The organism is Calidifontibacter terrae (assembly GCF_054778835.1).
In genome coordinates this window covers 297,817-313,824 of the sequence record NZ_BAAGZF010000006.1, presented here as the reverse complement: position 1 = coordinate 313,824, position 16,008 = coordinate 297,817, and the positions used below count along the sequence as shown (strand labels likewise).

Genomic DNA, 16,008 nt, shown 5'->3' with positions numbered 1-16,008 from the left:
GCGAACGGCTGGGGAGACCCCAGCCGTTCGCCATTGGTCGTTCAGCGTGTCACCAGGGGCGCGGTTCCTCCAGGGTGCGCGGGTCGTCCTGCGCCTCCCAGCCAAGGTCGGTGTGGACGTACCTTGACCGAGGGCCCTGCTCAACCAGGCGGCGTACGCCGGTGATGAGTCGCTCGACGTGGTGGTCCTGGGTGGCCAGGCCGATGGAGGCGCGGACCGCGCATCCTCGCCCGCCCACCACGGCATCGCAGAGAAGGTGCGCGCAGAACCGGCCGTCGCGAACCGCGATCGCGTGTTCGTCGGCCAGTACCTGCGAGACCAGTGAGCAGTCGATCCCGTCGATGGTGAAGGTCACGACCCCGACGTTCGGCCGGTCATCGGCGAGAACCGAGATCAGTTCGACGCCGGGAATCGCGGCCAGTCCCGCGCGCAATCGGCGGGTCAACAGCGCCTCGTGATGTTCGATCCGGTCGCGATGGGCGGCCAGCGTCGCGCAGGCCGCGGCCAGGGCAATCGCGCCGACGGCGTTCGGGGTGCCGCCCTCATGGCGTGCCGAGCCGGACTGCCACTCGACCGCCCGCGGACCGACCGCGCGGGTTGCGCCGCCTCCGGGCAGGTAAGGCGAGGCGGCGTCGAGCCAGTCGCTGCGCCCGACGAGCGCGCCAGTCCCATAAGGCGCGTAGGCCTTGTGGCCGGAGAATGCGACCCAGTCGACGCCCCAACCCTCGATGTCGACTTCACGGTGAGGTGCGAGCTGGGCGGCATCGACCACGACTCGGGCCCCGAATTCCTTTGCCACGGCCGTTAATTCGGCGATCGGCCACACCTCGCCCGACACATTGCAGGCGCCGGTGATCACGACGAGTTGGTGGTCGGCTGTGCTGCGCTCCAGGCCACCGCGCAGCAGGTCGAGGGCGTCGTCGGCGGAGTTCGGGATCGGCAGCCGGGTGGTGGAGCGGGCCGGCCAGGGCAACAGCGCGGCGTGATGCGCCGACTCCCAAGCGAACACCTGCGTACGCCGGGGGAGGCAGTGGGCGAGCAGCTTCAGGGCGTCCGTGGTGTTGCGGGTGAAGACGACCTCGTCGTCGACTCGGGCACCGACGAAGCGGGCGATCTCTTCGCGAGCCTGTTCGAACCAGGCCGTGGTGGTGCGACTGGTGTAGCCAGCGCCGCGATGAACCGAGCCGTACGTCCGCTGGACCTTCGCGACCGCCTCCTGGACGGCGACGAGAGCGGGGGCGGTTGCGCCGTGATCAAAGTTTGCGAAGTCAAGGACCTTGCCATCGACGGTCGGAACGCCCAGTTCGTGGTGGACGGTGCGCGGCAGCCCGTCGGCCACGGCGCGCGGGAGCGGGGTCAAACCTTCCGGCACCAGCTTCAGGCGGCGTGGAGACGGCGCACTCGAAGCGGGTTGGGAAGCGGGGTTGGTGGTCGCGATCGACATGGCGAAGCACTCCTGCTCAGATCCATGGATCAGCCGAGCAAGCCCCTCATAGGGGTCAAGACGACGATCCGCGCTTGCCGTTCGGACGGTCGTCCAACGGCCAGGTCGTCACCTGGAGCACCCCACCGCGGAAGGAGGGTTGCCGCTCAGCTAGCCAGGGCTTTTCGCTGAGACTCTTGACCTGCCGACGACGATAGCGACTCGGGCGGTCGGCGTCATCCGGGCGCGCGACCTGTCTCGCGAAGTGAGAGCCCTGCGGCGTGTGATCCGTGGGACAGGTGTGACTGACGGTTAGGCTCACGCCCGTGGCCACCCGTCAGACCGCTTCGAAAACGTCCGCCCGCTCCAGTAGCGCGCGGACCCGTCCTGCTGCCGCGAAGTCGCGACCCCCGGCCCGCGCCGCGAAGGCGGCGGCGACCCGAGGGAAGCAACCGACCCGGGGCGGTGGCGGCGCGCCGTTGCCGCTGCGGGCGCTGCGCGGCACCTGGATGGGCGTGGCGCATGTTGCCGGTGGCACCGCGCGGCGTGTCGGAACCTCGGCCCACGACATCGAGCCGGAGCTGCGCCGTGACGGCATCGGCTTCACCCTCATCGCCGCCGCGATCATCGTCGCCACCACCGAATGGTGGGGGCTGTCGGGCATGTTCGGACGGGTCGTCCACACGATCACCGCCGGCACCTTCGGCGTGGTCGCGCTCGCGTTGCCGGTCGTGTTGCTCGGGATGGGCCTCCACGTCCTGCGCACCCCGCAAGGCCATCACGCCACCAATCGCATCAGCATCGGGCTGGCGCTGCTGGCCTTCAGCATCTGTGGCCTGACCAGCCTTGCCAAGGGACTGCCGGAACCGCAGCCGCGCGCCGCGATCGAGCAGGCCGGCGGCATGATCGGTTTCCTGGCCTCGAGTCCGTTGGTCGCCGCGGTCCACACCTGGGGCGCGGTGCCGTTGCTGGTGTTGCTCGGTATTTTCAGCTTGCTGGTCATCACGGCCACCCCCGTCCACGCCATCGGCGAACGAATCCGCGCCGTCACCGACCGCCTGTTCTATGGGCGCCTGGTGGAGGGCAGCCACGACGGCCCGGTCGATGCGGTCGCGCTGGATCTGCACGGCGACGCCATCGACGGACCGGGGCGTCCGCCGCGCCGGTCGCGCAGGCGCAAGGACGATGACACCCCGGAGTTGGTCGGCGACGAGGCCTTCGAGCAGGCAGCCGAGGTCGTCCCGGGCAAGACTCGTGGTGGCCGCGCCAACAAGCCTGCGGAGCGTTCCGACGCGGCGCCGGCTGAGGCGCCCGCCCGTCCCGCTGCGCAGAGGGCGACCGACAAACCGCGCGGTGCGGTACAGCTGCCGGGCGCTCCGGCCCACAAGATCGAGGCACCGCCGACGCAGCCATTGCCGCAGCGTACGGAGCAGTTGCTGCTGGCCGGAGACGTCACCTACACCCTTCCCTCCAGCGATCTGCTGGAGCCGGGACCGCCGCACAAAACGCGTTCGGCCGCCAACGACCGGGTCGTTGAGGCCCTCGGTGGCGTCTTCGACCAGTTCGACATCGACGCCCAGGTCACCGGATTCAGCCGGGGCCCGACCGTCACCCGCTACGAGGTCGAACTCGGCTCGGGCACCAAGGTCGAGAAGGTCACCGCGCTGTCCAAGAACATCGCTTATGCGGTGGCGTCGGCAGACGTGCGCATCCTCAGCCCGATCCCGGGCAAGTCGGCGATCGGCATCGAGATCCCGAACACCGACCGCGAGAAGGTCAGCCTCGGCGACGTGTTGCGCAGCCAGGCGGCGCGCGGCAACGACCACCCGATGGTCATGGGTGTCGGCAAGGACGTCGAGGGCGGCTATGTCATCGCGAACCTGGCGAAGATGCCGCACCTCCTGGTCGCCGGTGCGACCGGCGCTGGTAAGTCCAGCTTCGTGAACTCGATGATCACCTCGATCATGATGCGGTCCACGCCTGACGAGGTCCGGATGGTGCTGGTCGACCCCAAGCGCGTCGAACTGACGGCGTACGAAGGGATCCCGCACCTCATCACGCCGATCATCACCAACCCGAAGAAGGCAGCGGAAGCGCTGCAGTGGGTCGTACGCGAGATGGACACCCGCTACGACGACCTCGCGGCCTTCGGCTTCAAGCACATCGACGACTTCAACAAGGCTGTTCGCTCCGGGAAGGTGCAGCCGCCGGCAGGATCCGAGCGGGTCGTGCAGCCCTATCCCTACTTGCTGGTGATCGTCGACGAGCTCGCCGACCTGATGATGGTCGCCCCGCGCGACGTCGAAGAGTCGATCGTCCGGATCACCCAGCTCGCGCGAGCCGCCGGTATCCACCTGGTGCTGGCCACCCAGCGTCCTTCCGTCGACGTCGTTACCGGCCTGATCAAGGCCAACGTGCCGTCCCGGATGGCGTTCGCGACCTCGTCGCTGGCCGACAGCCGCGTGGTCCTCGACCAGCCAGGCGCCGAGAAGCTCATCGGGCAGGGCGACGCGCTCTTCCTGCCGATGGGTGTCAGCAAGCCGATGCGTGTGCAGGGTGCCTGGGTCACCGAGACAGAGGTCAAGGCGGTCGTCGAACATGTCCGCGCCGAGCTCAAGCCGTCCTACCGCGACGACGTCGCCGTCACTGCCCCGAAGAAGGACATAGACGACGACATCGGCGACGACCTCGACCTGTTGGTGCAGGCTGCGGAACTGGTCATTTCCTCGCAGTTCGGGTCGACCTCGATGCTGCAGCGCAAGCTGCGCGTCGGTTTCGCCAAGGCCGGACGCTTGATGGACCTGATGGAGTCCCGCGGCATCGTCGGCCCGTCCGAGGGATCGAAGGCGCGTGACGTCTTGGTGAAGCCGGACGATCTGCCCGACACGCTCGCCCGACTGCAGGGGAACGCAGTGCCCGGCGACGATGATCTGCCGATCGAAGAGGGTTCCAGCGAGGACGCCTGGGAGCTCACCCAAAACGGACGACAATGAACCCCGTCGGCGCGAGCCGGCGGCGACGATCCTCCGGAAGGGGACCTGCATGAGCACCGACGACCCGTACCGCAGCAGCCAGTCGTTCGAGGGCGACCGCACCGAGGAACTGCCGGCTTCGCGTGAGCCTGAGCTGGGCGCCCGGACTCACTCCCACGAGCGCAACGAGTTTCCGCCGCCGATGACCGCGCGCCCGGCGCAGCAGGCCACCCCCATGGACGGCCCCGTTGGCGCACTTGGGCCCTACGCGCCGCCGCTGGCCGGCGAGAAGAACTACGGCGCCCTGCTGCCCGCGCTCGCGGCGGGACTCGTGGGGGCTGGGCTGACCCTGGTGCTGGGGCAGACAGCCTCTTCGATGAACACCCGTGGCGGAGAGTGGGGCTCGGCCCTCCGCGAACTGGCTGTTTTTTATGACGTCCGCGGCTATGCCACGACGTTGAAAGCGAGCACCTCCGCCGAACTCGTCGCGGCACTCGTCATTGGTGTGGGCTGCTTCGTCTTGACGGTGTTGGCGGCCGTTTCAGTACGCCGGGTCGCGGCCCGCGGGCTGCTGTTCTTTGCGGTGTGGGGGATCGTGGCTATCTCGGCCACCGCTGCGGCACTCGCGGGCTCCTGGGTCTCTGCCGGCAGCATCCGCTACCACGCCTCCGAGCTGCTGGCGGGTGCGACCTATGGCGGTCTCTGGGGCGTCGTCTTCGGTTGGATCCCAGCGCTGTTCGCGGTTGTTCTGCGGGTTGGCCGGCGCCGTCAGTCGGTCTGAGTCGCCGGTTCGAGCGCGCCGGCCTCGACCAACTCGGCGTGGATGTCTTCCAGGAAACGCGCAATGGATTCGGCGCCCTGTTCCGGGCCACCGGCCAGGAGTCCGTCCGGCGCCAGCAGGACTGCCGACGGATACTGCATCCCCAGCGTCCGGGTGGCACGTTGCTCGGGGTCCTCGAGCCACTCGACGCTCGGGCCGAGGTCTGGCACCTCCGCCAGCCCACTGCTCGCCGGTATTGCGACGACCCGCACCATCGGATGCGCCGCGGCCCAGTCGGGGAGTTCATCCATCGTGCGTTGGCAGGATCCGCAGGTGAGGCTGAGCGAGACCAGCAGCGTCGGTCGCTGGGCGGCCAGTAGGTGCAGGGGTTGCAGTTCCCCGTCGGCGGTGAGCAACTGTCCATAGGGCACCGGGGTGCGGACGTAGTCCAACTCACCGGTCTCAGTAGCGATCGGCGCAGCGGCCGGTGGCGCGACCGCCTCGCTGCGATACATCACCAAACCGGTCAACAGCACGCCGCCGATGACTCCGGCCAGCCAACCCCAGGAGGCGCCGTCGAAGTCGGTGAATCGCCCGATCACCGAGCCGCCGCGCAGTCCGTCGACGAGGGCCAGGACAGCTAACGCCAGCAACACCGCATTGCGGACGACGGTCCGGCGATCGATCTCGCCAAGACCGAGGGTTCCGAAGCAGTTGCAGTGGATCTCCTCGGCGGAGCCGAGGGCCCGCCACACGACCACCAGGTAGAGCGAGAACAGCACCACGGCGAGCGCCGCGACCACGACGTACGCAGGATGCGGGACGACCAGCAGCGCGAGCGCCAGCAGGAACTCGCCGTAGGGCAACAGGCGCGGCGCGCCGATCCGGTCCAGGAAGCCGGGCAGTCGCAGATTGCGGAACGCGCTGGCCGTCGAGACGTGATCCCGGACCTTGAATGCGGCACTGATCGCCAGCACAAGGACTAGCAGGAGGGCCGGAACAACCCAGGGACCGGAAGGCATGCGAGCAGGATAAGCGCGCGGGCTCAGCCGGCGTCGTCGATTCGCACCAACGACGGCGGGGTGGACTGCTGCAGATCGTGCGCAACCGCTTCGGCCTCGCGTAGCACCCGCAGAATGTTCCCTCCGGAGACCTTGGCGAGGTCGTCGTCGGACCACCCGAGGTCGGCCAACTGGGCGAACAGCGCCGGGTAACAGGAAACGTCCGCCAAGCCCTCGGGCAAACGGTCGACACCGTCGTAGTCGCCGCCGACGCCGAGGTGGTCGATGCCGACGACCTCGCGCAGGTGCTCGAAGTGGGCGACCACGTCGCTGAGGGTCGCCACCGGCTTGGGGTGGTCGTCCTGGCGGGCGGTGGTGAAGGCAGTGAACGCGATGTGGTCCTTGGGGTCGACGCCCTGAGCCATGGCCTCCTCGCGCGCTTCGGCGCGGTAGTCCGCGCAGGCTTGCGAGACGAAATCGGGAACGAAGGTCGCCATGATCACCCCGTGGTTAGCGCGCAGCGTGGCGAGCACGTCATCGGGCGCATTGCGCGGGCTGGAACAGACTGCGTACGAGCTGGAGTGGGAGAAGATCACCGGCGCCTTCGACGTGGCCAGCGCCGCGCGCATCGTGTCGGCCGAGACGTGGGAAAGGTCGACCAGCATGCCGATGCGGTTCATCTCGCGAACGACGTCATGGCCGAACGGGCTCAGGCCGTGGTGGACCGGCTCATCGGTGGCGGAGTCGGCCCAGGGGTTGTTGTCGTTGTGGGTGAGGGTCATATAGCGGACCCCAAGCACGTAAAGCATCCGCAGCGCGGCCAGCGAACTGTCGATTGACTGGCCGCCCTCCGCGCCGAGCAGGGAGGCGATCCGGCCAGAGGCGATGACCTGCTCGACCTCATCGGCCGTACGAGCGATCCCGAAGTCGTCGCTGTAGCGCGCCACCATCTGGTGGACCGCGTCGATCTGTTCCAACGTCGCGGTGACCGCCTTGCCCTCCGGCAGGTTCGAGGGAACGAACACCGACCAGAACTGCGCTCCGACCCCACCGCGGCGCAACCGGGCGATATCGGTGTGGCCGCGCGCGCTCAGGTCGGTCGCAAGGTCGTAGCGGTCGAAGTCGTAGGCCGCCTCGGCCCGCGCCTGCCACGGCAGATCGTTATGACCGTCGATCACTGGGTGGTGGGCCAGCAGTTCTCGGATGCGTTCGGGTGAGGTCGCCATGCTTGCCATCGAATCACGCGGCGGCCTCGTGGCGTCGTAAGGGCAGGCGACCGCGACAAACTACAGTGGCGGCCATGACCTCTCTGACCTCTCGCAGCGTGGCCGTCGTGACTCTGGGCTGTGCTCGCAATGAGGTCGACTCCGAAGAACTGGCCGGCCGACTGTCTGAGCAGGGCTGGACGCTCGTCGACGACGCGGCCGACGCCGACGTCGCGGTGATCAACACCTGTGGCTTCGTGGAGCAGGCCAAAAAGGACTCGATCGACGCGCTGTTGGAGGCCAACGACCTCAAGCAGACCGGCCGCACCCAAGCCGTGGTCGCTGTCGGCTGCCTGGCCGAGCGCTACGGCAACCAGTTGGCCGAGCAGTTGCCGGAGGCCGACGCGGTGTTGGGCTTCGACTCCTACCAGGACATGTCGAGCCACCTCAACGCGATCCTGGCCGGCCATGCGCCCGCCTCCCACACTCCTGGCGACCGCCGCAAGCTGCTGCCGCTGTCGCCGGTCGATCGGCAGGGCTCGGGTGTCGCCACCCCCGGCCACGGCGACGTGTCCAAGCCTTCGGATGTCAGCATCGAATCGCCGGTGTCGACACCGCGGGTCATCCGCGCCCGACTCGATGGGCGCCCGTGGGCGCCGTTGAAGATCGCCTCCGGATGTGATCGGCGGTGTGCGTTCTGCGCAATCCCGATGTTCCGCGGGGCGTTCGTTTCGCGGCGCCCGGCCGATGTGCTGGCCGAGGCGCGCTGGCTTGGCCAACACGACGTACGCGAGATTTTTCTGGTGTCGGAGAACTCCACTTCCTACGGCAAGGACCTCGGCGACCTGCGGTTGCTCGACACGATGCTGCCGGAGCTGGTGGCCGTCGAGGGCATCGAGCGGGTGCGCGTGTCCTACCTGCAGCCGGCCGAGATCCGCCCCGACCTGATCGAGGTCATGACGCAGACGCCCGGCGTCGTGCCCTACTTCGACATCTCCTTCCAGCACGCCAGCGGCCCGCTGCTGCGCACCATGCGCCGGTTCGGTGACGCCGAGTCGTTCCTGACGCTGTTGGAGCAGGTGCGCGCCCGCTCGCCCCACGCCGGGGTTCGCTCCAACGTGATCGTCGGGTTCCCGGGGGAGAGCGAGGACGACGTACGCGTGCTGGCCGACTTCCTGACGCAAGCGCGACTCGACGTTGTCGGCGTCTTCGGTTACTCCGATGAAGACGGCACCGAGGCGGAGACCTACGCCGCGAAGCTGCCGCAGGCCGAGATCGACGACCGCCTCGACCACATTCGTACGCTGGTCGAGGAGCTCAACCAGCAGCGCGCCGCCGAGCGCGTTGGCGAGACCGTCGAGGTGCTTGTCGAGCAACTTCGCGATGAGGACACTGGCGACATCGAGGTGCGCGGCCGAGCTGGCCAGCAAGGTCCCGACGTCGACGGCGAAACGGTGCTCACTTATGCCGAGGGCGCGCCGCTGCCTGCCATCGGCGATTTGGTGAACGCGCGGATCGTCGACACCTTCGGGATCGATTGGGTCGCGGAACCGCGAATCGGGACTGGCTCGGCGACGGGGCCGGTGCGGTGAACGAGCGTTCCCCCCGCAGTGAGCGCGAGCCGCGCGAACCACGGGTCCGGCGCAATGCCGACGGCACCCCCATTCGGCTGCACGCGCCCGAGCTGCGGCCCGATCCAGCAGACATTCCGAGCCAAGACGTCAGCAACTGGAATATTGCCAACGCGCTCACCATGCTGCGGATCGCGCTGGTCCCGGTGTTCGGATGGCTGTTGCTGGCGCAGGGTGGCCACCAGACAGGTCTGCGCTGGGCCGCGTTTGCGGTGTTCGTGATCGCGTCGGTCACCGACCGCATCGACGGCGACCTCGCGCGCTCGCGCAACCTGGTCACCGATTTCGGCAAGATGATGGACCCGATCGCCGACAAGGCGCTGATGGGGATGGCGATGATCGGCCTGTCGATCATCGACCGGCTCCCGTGGTGGGTCACGATCGTCATCCTGGTCCGCGAAATCGGGGTGACGCTGCTGCGGTTGTGGGTGATCCGCTACGGCGTTCTGCCGGCATCGCGCGGCGGCAAGATCAAGACGTTCCTGCAGGCGATCGCGATCGGGCTGTTTGTCCTCCCCTACGGCGGCATCTTCGTGTGGTGTGCATGGATCGTGATGGCTGCCGCGTTGGTGATCACGGTCGCGACCGGTGTCGACTACGTCTTCCGGGCGCTGTCGTTGCGCCGCAAGAAGCAACGGTGACCGGCGCCGAACAGCTGGTGGCGGCCCTGCGGGCCGCCGAACTGACCGTGGCAACTGCCGAATCCCTGACCGGCGGACTCGTGTGTGCAGCCCTCACCGAGGTTCCGGGGGCCAGCGCCGTCGTACGTGGCGGCGCAGTGACCTATGCGACCGACACCAAAGCGTCGTTGCTCGGCGTCGACGCGCAGTTGCTCGCCAAGGGTGGCCCAGTTCAGGCAGAGGTAGCGCGGACGATGGCCCGCGGCGCCCGTCGAGTGTTCGGCGCCGACGTGGGAATGGCCACCACCGGGGTCGCTGGACCGGACGCGCAGGGCGACGCGCCGGTGGGGCGAGTCTTCATCGCGGTCTCGACGGCGACCGGTGACCAGGTCGAGCAGTTGTCCTGCAGCGGAGACCGGGCCACGATCCGCGCGACCACGCTCGAACGTGTGTTGGCGCTCGCCACTCGGAATATCCCGACCGCACCCGCCGGTTGACCAGATGTCCGCCGATCAGGACCGATGTGAATCCGCAGGCAGCTTGTCGGTGGATGAGGTTATCGTGGAACACGTCCGGGCACCCGTTGTGCCATCCGACCGGCGACCTCGCCCGATCCCAACGGAGGAATCATGATCCTGCTCCGCCACGAGCTCGGCGACGTCCTGCGTGAATTGCGCCGGGAACAAGGCCGCACCCTGCGTGATGTGTCGACCGTCGCCCAGGTGTCGTTGGGCTATCTCTCCGAGATCGAACGCGGTGAGAAGGAAGCCTCCTCCGAACTGCTTGCCGGCATCTGCGACGCCCTGGGCCTGCCACTGTCGGAGATGCTCGGTCTGGTGACCGATCGCGTGGCCGTCAGCGAACAACTCCACGCCCCGCTGCGTTTGCCGGTTCCAACTGGCCACGCGGTTGTTTCGGCTGCCTGACCTTCCCGTTTCCCGAGCTCAACCCGGTTGGCAACCCGGGCAGAACGCCACCCGTCGATCCAGCGGTGCGTCGCCGACCACGATCGAGGCAATGGTCGATCCACAGCTCAGACACGGCATCCCCACCCGGCCGTAGACCTGTTCGCGATGAACCCGTCGACCGATGGCGTCCTGCAACAAGTCATGCGCAGCGCTGACCAGTGCGGTCATCCGTTGATCGTCGACGACATCGACGGTAGCCCTCGGGTTGAGGCGTACCGCGTGCAGCGACTCGGCGGTCCAGATGGTGCCGAGTCCGGCGAGATTGGTCTGATCCAGCAGCGCGCCACCGAGGTCGCGCGTCGGGCGGTGGCGCAGGTTGGTGACGGCGCGCTCTGGATCCCAGTCGCTGCCGAGCAGGTCTGGCCCGAGGTGACTGACCAGCCGGTGTTCGTCGATGGTGCGGATCACGTCGAGCATCCCCAGTTTCCAACCGATGCAGGCAGTTCTGGCCGTCGCGACGATGGCGCGGATGTCGGGGTGGGCCGCAATCCGTGGGGTGATCGAACTGGTGGCTCGAGTGGTCCACGAGCCGTCCATTCGCAGGTGTGAGTGGATCGTCCAGCCACCCTCAACGCGATGCAGCAAGTGTTTCCCACGAGGCACCACCTCCTGGGTGACCGCTGCGCGCAACGGCGCCGGAGTCACTCGACTCCAGCGCAGGTCGACACCCACCAACGGTTCGCCGCGCAGCGCCTGATCCAGGCGGCGCGCCGTTCGCCAGACCGCGTCACCCTCGGGCATGGCTCACCGCCGCAGCCGCAGACCCTTGGGGGTCGTGTGGAATCCGGCCTCCGTCAGGCTGCGGGTCAGCGGGTGGTCGGCTGACAAGGCGGCAGAACCATTGATCGTCGCGATCGACAGATCGCGCAGGCGACCGTCGTGAACCGTGGCCGCCAAGGCGCCGGCGATCGCGGTGGCATCAGCCGCATCTGTGGTCCAGGTCAACACCGACCGACCGCCGCGCTCGACGAACGCGATGAGTGCGCCGCGGCGCAGCAAAACAAGGGCGCCCGCCTTGCGACCGGGCTTGTGGCCGCCGTCATCGGGCCGGACCGGCCACGGGAGCGCGGCGCCATAGGCGTTCGCCGGGTCGGTGGCGGCCAGCAGCACAATCTCGTCGGCTGGTGTGGACGCCGTGGGTGGATCCCACGGGTTTCGTTCCGGCGCAACGGGTTTCGATGCGCCGCGCAGCCGGTCGATCGCGCCGCTCGTGGCGAACTGTGCGGCGCCGAGGCCTTCGATGAAATAGCCGCGGCGCACTCGTCCGCGCTCCTCGGCTGCGGCCAACACCCGATAGGTGTCGGCGAAACCGCCGGGGTGACCTTCGGCCATCACGCTGCCCCGGGTGACGACGCCGTAGCGATCGAGCAAGACCTCGGCGGTCGCCACTCGACGCGCGGTGGCCTCCAGCGGTTCGTCCGGCAGCAGCGACCAGCGACCGACCATCGTCGGGGGTGCACTGCGCAGTCCGCCGACGGCAGAACTCGGGCGCGACAGACCCGTGCGCAACGCGGCCGAGCGGCCGTAGCGAGAGCGGCGCGGACCGGTTGCGCGAGTCTTGTGGGCGCCACGTCCACCTGCGAGCAAGGCGCGCAGCGGCGCGAACGTGTCACCGGTGACTCGGCCGCTCCACACGAGATCCCAGACAGCGGCGGTCACCTGATCGTCCGAACCCTCGACCCGGCCGGCGAGCGCGCGGAAGAAGTAGCCGCCGCCGCCAGCCAACGCATCGAGCAGGCAGCGATGCAGGTCGTCGAGGTCGGTTTCTTCCGGGGCCGTGACCGTGGCATCGAGCTGGTCGCTGAGGTGAAGGCTGACCCAGCCGTCGTCCCCGGGCAAGGCACCGTGGCCCTGCCAGACGATCTCTCCGGACGCCATCAGCTCATCCAGCAGCGCCGGGGTATAGCGATCGACTCGGGCAGGCATGACCAGAGATTCGAGCGCACTCGCCGGGATTCGAGAACCGGCCAACTGTTCGACCGCACGCAACACACCCTCGGGGCCGCGGTGAGCGCCACCGACACCCTGCCAACGGGGCAGGAATGCCGCGAACTCCTCTGCCGCGACCGGCTCGACCTCGCTGCGCAGCGCGGCGAGAGAGCGGCGCTTGAGGACCCGCAGGACCTCAGCGTCGCAGTAATCGCTGCCACCATCGCTGGTGCCGAGCGGGCGCAGTTCGCCCTCGACCACTCTCCCGGCCTGAACCAACCTACGCAGCACGTCCTGGACGACTGCTCGGCCCAGACCGAAGCGTTGGGCGACCTCTGAAGCGGTGAACGGGGTGCGGTTGCGGGCATCGCGCGCAATCAGGTCTCCTACCGGATCCCCGGGGGGTTCGAGGAAAGCCGCCGGCAGACCGGTGGGCAGGGCGACTCCGAGCGCGTCACGCAACATCGCAGCGTCCTCGACGGCCGCGAAGCGTTCGATCTCGCCCCATCGCACGGTGATCACCCGACGGGCATGGGTCAAGTCGCTGAGCCAGCCCCTGAGTTCAGCGTCGCTGACGCCGGCGCGCGTTCGCTCTCGTAACTCGCTGTGATCCAGCGGGCCGAGCGCCCGCAACTGGTCGGCGATGTCATCGGCGTGGCGGGCCTGGCGGCTTTCGATCAGGCGCTGCAGTTGTTGGTAAGTGGCCGCGATGGCGTCGGCATCGAGCAGGTCGCGCAGCGCCGCGCCCTCTCCGTGTCCGAGCAAGTCGGACAGCAGCCCGGGGTCGAGCGAGAGCGCGGCCGCCCGGCGTTCGGCCAGCGGCGAGTCACCGTCGTAGAGGAATTGCGCGATGTAGCCGAACATCAGGCTCTTCGCAAACGGTGAGGGAGTGCTGGTGTCGACGGATACCAGCTGCACCCGGCGCGCCTGGATGTCGCGCATCAAGGTGGTGAGTCCAGGAACGTCGAAGACGTCCTGGACACATTCGCGGACGGCTTCGAGCACGATCGGGAACGAGGGGTAACAACTGGCGACCTCGAGCAACTGGGCAGCGCGTTGGCGCTGTTGCCACAGCGCCTGACGCTTGCCTGGGCTACGACGCGGCAGGAGCAGGGCGCGGGCAGCGCACTCACGGAAGCGCGAGGCGAACAGCGCCGATCCACCGATCTGATCGGTCACGACCCGAGCGACATCCTCGGGCTCGAGCATCACCAGGTCGGTGAGATCCGCGGGCAGTGTTCCGTCGTCGACATCGATGTCGAGCAGCCGCAGCACGATCCCGTCATCGGCGTGCATCGCCTGCACCTCCAGACCGAACCGCTCCTGCATTCGGGCCGCGATCGCCAACGCCCAGGGGGCGTGAACAGGGGCGCCGAACGGTGAGTGCAGGACGATTCGCCAATCGCCGAGTTCATCCCGGAAACGTTCGAGCAAGATGGTGCGGTCACTGGGCAGCTTGCCGGTGGCTTCTTGCTGTTCGCGCACGTAGGCGAGCAGGTTGTCGGTCGCCCATTGGTCGAGGCCAGCGCGCGAAACGCGTTCTCTGGCTTCGGGATCGGCGAGGCCACCGACCTCTCGGACAAACCGGCCGACGGCGGCGCCGAGTTCGGCCGGGCGGCCGAGGGTGTCGCCGCGCCAGAACGGCAGTCGCCCTGGCTGACCAGGGGCGGGCGTGACCAGCACCTGGTCGTGGGTGATGTCCTCGATCCGCCAACTTGTGGTGCCAAGCGTGAAGACATCGCCCACCCGGGACTCGTAGACCATCTCCTCGTCGAGTTCACCGACCCGCCGGCCAGGGCCCTTGCCGCCGGCGAGGAAGACACCGTAGAGACCGCGGTCGGGGATAGTTCCGCCGCTGATGACCGCGAGGTGCTGGGCGCCCCGCCGGGCCGACAGGATGTCGGCGACGCGGTCCCACACGATGCGCGGACGCAGCTCGCTGAAGTCGGTGCTCGGGTAGCGGCCGGCCAGCATGTCGAGCACCGCCTCGAAGGCCGACCGCGGCAGACCGGCGAAGGACGCCGAGCGGCGTACGAGATTCTCCAACTCCGCCACCGGCCAGTCATCCATGGCGACCATCGACACGATGTGTTGGGCCAGAACGTCGAGCGGGTTGGCCGGCACCTTCAGGGTCTCGATGCTGCCGGCCCGCATGCCTTCGACGACAACCGCGGTCTGCACCAGGTCGCCGCGGTATTTCGGGAAGAGCACGCCGTGGGATACCGCACCCACCTGGTGGCCGGCCCGGCCGACCCGCTGCAGTCCGCTGGCGACGCTCGGCGGCGACTCCACCTGGATCACCAGGTCGACCGCACCCATGTCGATGCCGAGCTCGAGGGACGAGGTGGCGACCACGGCCGGCAGCCGACCGGCCTTCAGGGCGTCTTCGATCTCGCCGCGTTGTTCTTTGCTGACCGAGCCGTGGTGGGCGCGGGCGAGCACCGCCGGCGCTCCGCGGGTGGCCCCGGACTGGGCCATGACTTCGGCCGGCGGCCGCCCAACCGGCTGGGTCAGATCTGTGTCGTTTCGATCAGCCCAGATCTCGTTCAGGCGAGCGGTCAGTCGCTCGGCGAGGCGACGGGAGTTGGCGAAGATCAGCGTCGACCGGTGATCGGCCACCAGGTCGACGATCCGTTCCTCGACGTGTGGCCAGATGCTCGCACTGCGGGCGGGGTCTTCGGTAGAGGGACCGTCGAACCGGTCGGCTGCTGAGTCGCCCGCGGAGCCAAGGTCGGCCAGGTCGGGCACCGGCACGACGACGTCGAGTTGCCATTGCTTGCTGGCCTCGGGTTGCACGATGGTGACCGGGCGGCCGCCGGTGAGGTAGCGGCCGACCTCCTCGACGGGGCGCACGGTCGCCGACAGCCCCACCCGTTGGGCAGGCTGCGGCAGCAGCGCGTCGAGTCGGTCGAGGCTGAGGGCGAGGTGGGCGCCGCGCTTGCTCCCGGCGACCGCGTGGACCTCGTCGATGATCACCGTTTCGACCCCGGCGAGCGCCTCGCGGGCGGCGGAGGTGAGCAGCAGGAACAGCGACTCGGGCGTCGTGATCAACACGTCGGCGGGGCGTCTGGCGAAGGTGCGCCGGTCGGCCGCGGCGGTGTCGCCGGAGCGCACGGCGACCGAGATGTCGGGCTCAGGCAGGCCGAGTCGAGTGGCCGCGTGGCGAATGCCGACCAGCGGGGCGCGAAGGTTCCGCTCGACGTCGACGGCCAGCGCTTTCATCGGCGAGACGTAGAGAACCCGACAGCGTTCGAGCGGGTTCTCGGGCACTCCGGCAGCGGCTAGCCGGTCGAGCGCCCAGAGGAAGGCCGACAGTGTCTTGCCGGATCCGGTAGGGGCGACCACAACGGTGTGTTGGCCCGAGCTGATGGCATCCCAAGCGCCGGCCTGCGCCGCGGTGGGCTCGCTGAAGGTCCCCTCGAACCACGCTCGGGTGGCGGGGGAGAAGCGTTGCAGGACCGGATTGCTCATCGTCGGATCAGCCTCCCACGCGCTACCG

11 protein-coding genes and 1 riboswitch are annotated in these 16,008 nt (G+C 68.6%); of the genes, 6 read left to right on the top strand and 5 right to left on the bottom strand.

From position 1 onward, the window contains the following. Nucleotides 1-49: 49 nt before the first annotated feature. Nucleotides 50-1,444 carry an aminotransferase class V-fold PLP-dependent enzyme gene (locus ACYU98_RS09660; RefSeq protein ID WP_460467997.1) on the bottom strand — a complete coding sequence of 465 codons (1,395 nt, stop codon included), beginning with the start codon at nucleotides 1,442-1,444 and terminating at the stop codon, nucleotides 50-52. 65 nt (nucleotides 1,445-1,509) lie between these two features. Further along, nucleotides 1,510-1,626, bottom strand: a riboswitch (SAM riboswitch). 123 nt (nucleotides 1,627-1,749) lie between these two features. On the opposite strand from ACYU98_RS09660, the gene ACYU98_RS09655 reads away from it, so the two are divergent. Both ACYU98_RS09655 and ACYU98_RS09650 read left to right on the top strand, forming a co-directional pair. Continuing rightward, nucleotides 1,750-4,416, top strand: a complete 2,667-nt coding sequence (locus ACYU98_RS09655) for an FtsK/SpoIIIE family DNA translocase (protein WP_460467996.1) — start codon at nucleotides 1,750-1,752, stop codon at nucleotides 4,414-4,416. Between the two features lie 49 nt (nucleotides 4,417-4,465). Further along, a complete protein-coding gene (locus tag ACYU98_RS09650) occupies nucleotides 4,466-5,176 on the top strand; it encodes a hypothetical protein (protein WP_460467995.1) in 711 nt (236 codons plus the stop codon). Here ACYU98_RS09650 and ACYU98_RS09645 read toward each other — a convergent pair. Together ACYU98_RS09645 and ACYU98_RS09640 are read right to left on the bottom strand one after the other, a co-directional pair. Then, nucleotides 5,164-6,177, bottom strand: coding sequence for a TlpA family protein disulfide reductase (locus ACYU98_RS09645; protein ID WP_460467994.1), 1,014 nt, complete (start codon nucleotides 6,175-6,177; stop codon nucleotides 5,164-5,166). The genes ACYU98_RS09650 and ACYU98_RS09645 overlap by 13 nt on opposite strands. Before the next feature lie 23 nt (nucleotides 6,178-6,200). Further along, entirely contained in the window at nucleotides 6,201-7,382 is a 1,182-nt protein-coding gene (locus ACYU98_RS09640) for a dipeptidase (RefSeq protein ID WP_460467993.1), read from the bottom strand. A gap of 74 nt (nucleotides 7,383-7,456) precedes the next feature. Between ACYU98_RS09640 and rimO the strand changes: the two genes are divergently transcribed. The 4 genes from rimO to ACYU98_RS09620 all read left to right on the top strand — a co-directional run bounded on the left by rimO (nucleotide 7,457) and on the right by ACYU98_RS09620 (nucleotide 10,538). After that, on the top strand, nucleotides 7,457-8,953 hold the full coding sequence (gene rimO / locus ACYU98_RS09635) for a 30S ribosomal protein S12 methylthiotransferase RimO (protein ID WP_460467992.1): 1,497 nt from the start codon (nucleotides 7,457-7,459) through the stop codon (nucleotides 8,951-8,953). Further along, nucleotides 8,950-9,633 (top strand): CDP-diacylglycerol--glycerol-3-phosphate 3-phosphatidyltransferase, encoded by a 684-nt coding sequence (pgsA, locus tag ACYU98_RS09630; protein ID WP_460467991.1) that lies wholly within the window; start codon nucleotides 8,950-8,952, stop codon nucleotides 9,631-9,633. Before rimO ends, pgsA begins: the two co-directional genes overlap by 4 nt. Then, the gene (locus tag ACYU98_RS09625) at nucleotides 9,630-10,109 is read left to right on the top strand and encodes a CinA family protein (RefSeq protein ID WP_460467990.1); all 480 of its coding nucleotides are present in this window, start codon (nucleotides 9,630-9,632) and stop codon (nucleotides 10,107-10,109) included. The genes pgsA and ACYU98_RS09625 overlap by 4 nt, the downstream gene beginning before the upstream one ends. A 132-nt stretch (nucleotides 10,110-10,241) precedes the next feature. After that, on the top strand, nucleotides 10,242-10,538 hold the full coding sequence (locus ACYU98_RS09620) for a helix-turn-helix domain-containing protein (protein WP_460467989.1): 297 nt from the start codon (nucleotides 10,242-10,244) through the stop codon (nucleotides 10,536-10,538). An 18-nt stretch (nucleotides 10,539-10,556) separates the two neighbouring features. Here the strand turns inward: ACYU98_RS09620 and ACYU98_RS09615 are convergent, their stop codons facing one another. Together ACYU98_RS09615 and ACYU98_RS09610 are read right to left on the bottom strand one after the other, a co-directional pair. After that, on the bottom strand, nucleotides 10,557-11,321 hold the full coding sequence (locus tag ACYU98_RS09615) for a DNA-formamidopyrimidine glycosylase family protein (protein WP_460467988.1): 765 nt from the start codon (nucleotides 11,319-11,321) through the stop codon (nucleotides 10,557-10,559). Between the two features lie 3 nt (nucleotides 11,322-11,324). After that, the gene (locus ACYU98_RS09610) at nucleotides 11,325-15,980 is read right to left on the bottom strand and encodes an ATP-dependent helicase (RefSeq protein WP_460467987.1); all 4,656 of its coding nucleotides are present in this window, start codon (nucleotides 15,978-15,980) and stop codon (nucleotides 11,325-11,327) included. Nucleotides 15,981-16,008 lie beyond the last annotated feature (28 nt).

Excerpts from the sequence above, each read along its gene's own strand:
- rimO (WP_460467992.1), top strand. The coding sequence starts at position 7,457 with ATGACCTCTCTGACCTCTCGCAGCGTGGCCGTCGTGACTCTGGGCTGT.
- ACYU98_RS09610 (WP_460467987.1), bottom strand. The coding sequence starts at position 15,980 with ATGAGCAATCCGGTCCTGCAACGCTTCTCCCCCGCCACCCGAGCGTGG.
- ACYU98_RS09650 (WP_460467995.1), top strand. The coding sequence starts at position 4,466 with ATGAGCACCGACGACCCGTACCGCAGCAGCCAGTCGTTCGAGGGCGAC.
- ACYU98_RS09620 (WP_460467989.1), top strand. The coding sequence starts at position 10,242 with ATGATCCTGCTCCGCCACGAGCTCGGCGACGTCCTGCGTGAATTGCGC.
- ACYU98_RS09660 (WP_460467997.1), bottom strand. The coding sequence starts at position 1,444 with ATGTCGATCGCGACCACCAACCCCGCTTCCCAACCCGCTTCGAGTGCG.
- ACYU98_RS09645 (WP_460467994.1), bottom strand. The coding sequence starts at position 6,177 with ATGCCTTCCGGTCCCTGGGTTGTTCCGGCCCTCCTGCTAGTCCTTGTG.
- ACYU98_RS09615 (WP_460467988.1), bottom strand. The coding sequence starts at position 11,321 with ATGCCCGAGGGTGACGCGGTCTGGCGAACGGCGCGCCGCCTGGATCAG.
- ACYU98_RS09640 (WP_460467993.1), bottom strand. The coding sequence starts at position 7,382 with ATGGCGACCTCACCCGAACGCATCCGAGAACTGCTGGCCCACCACCCA.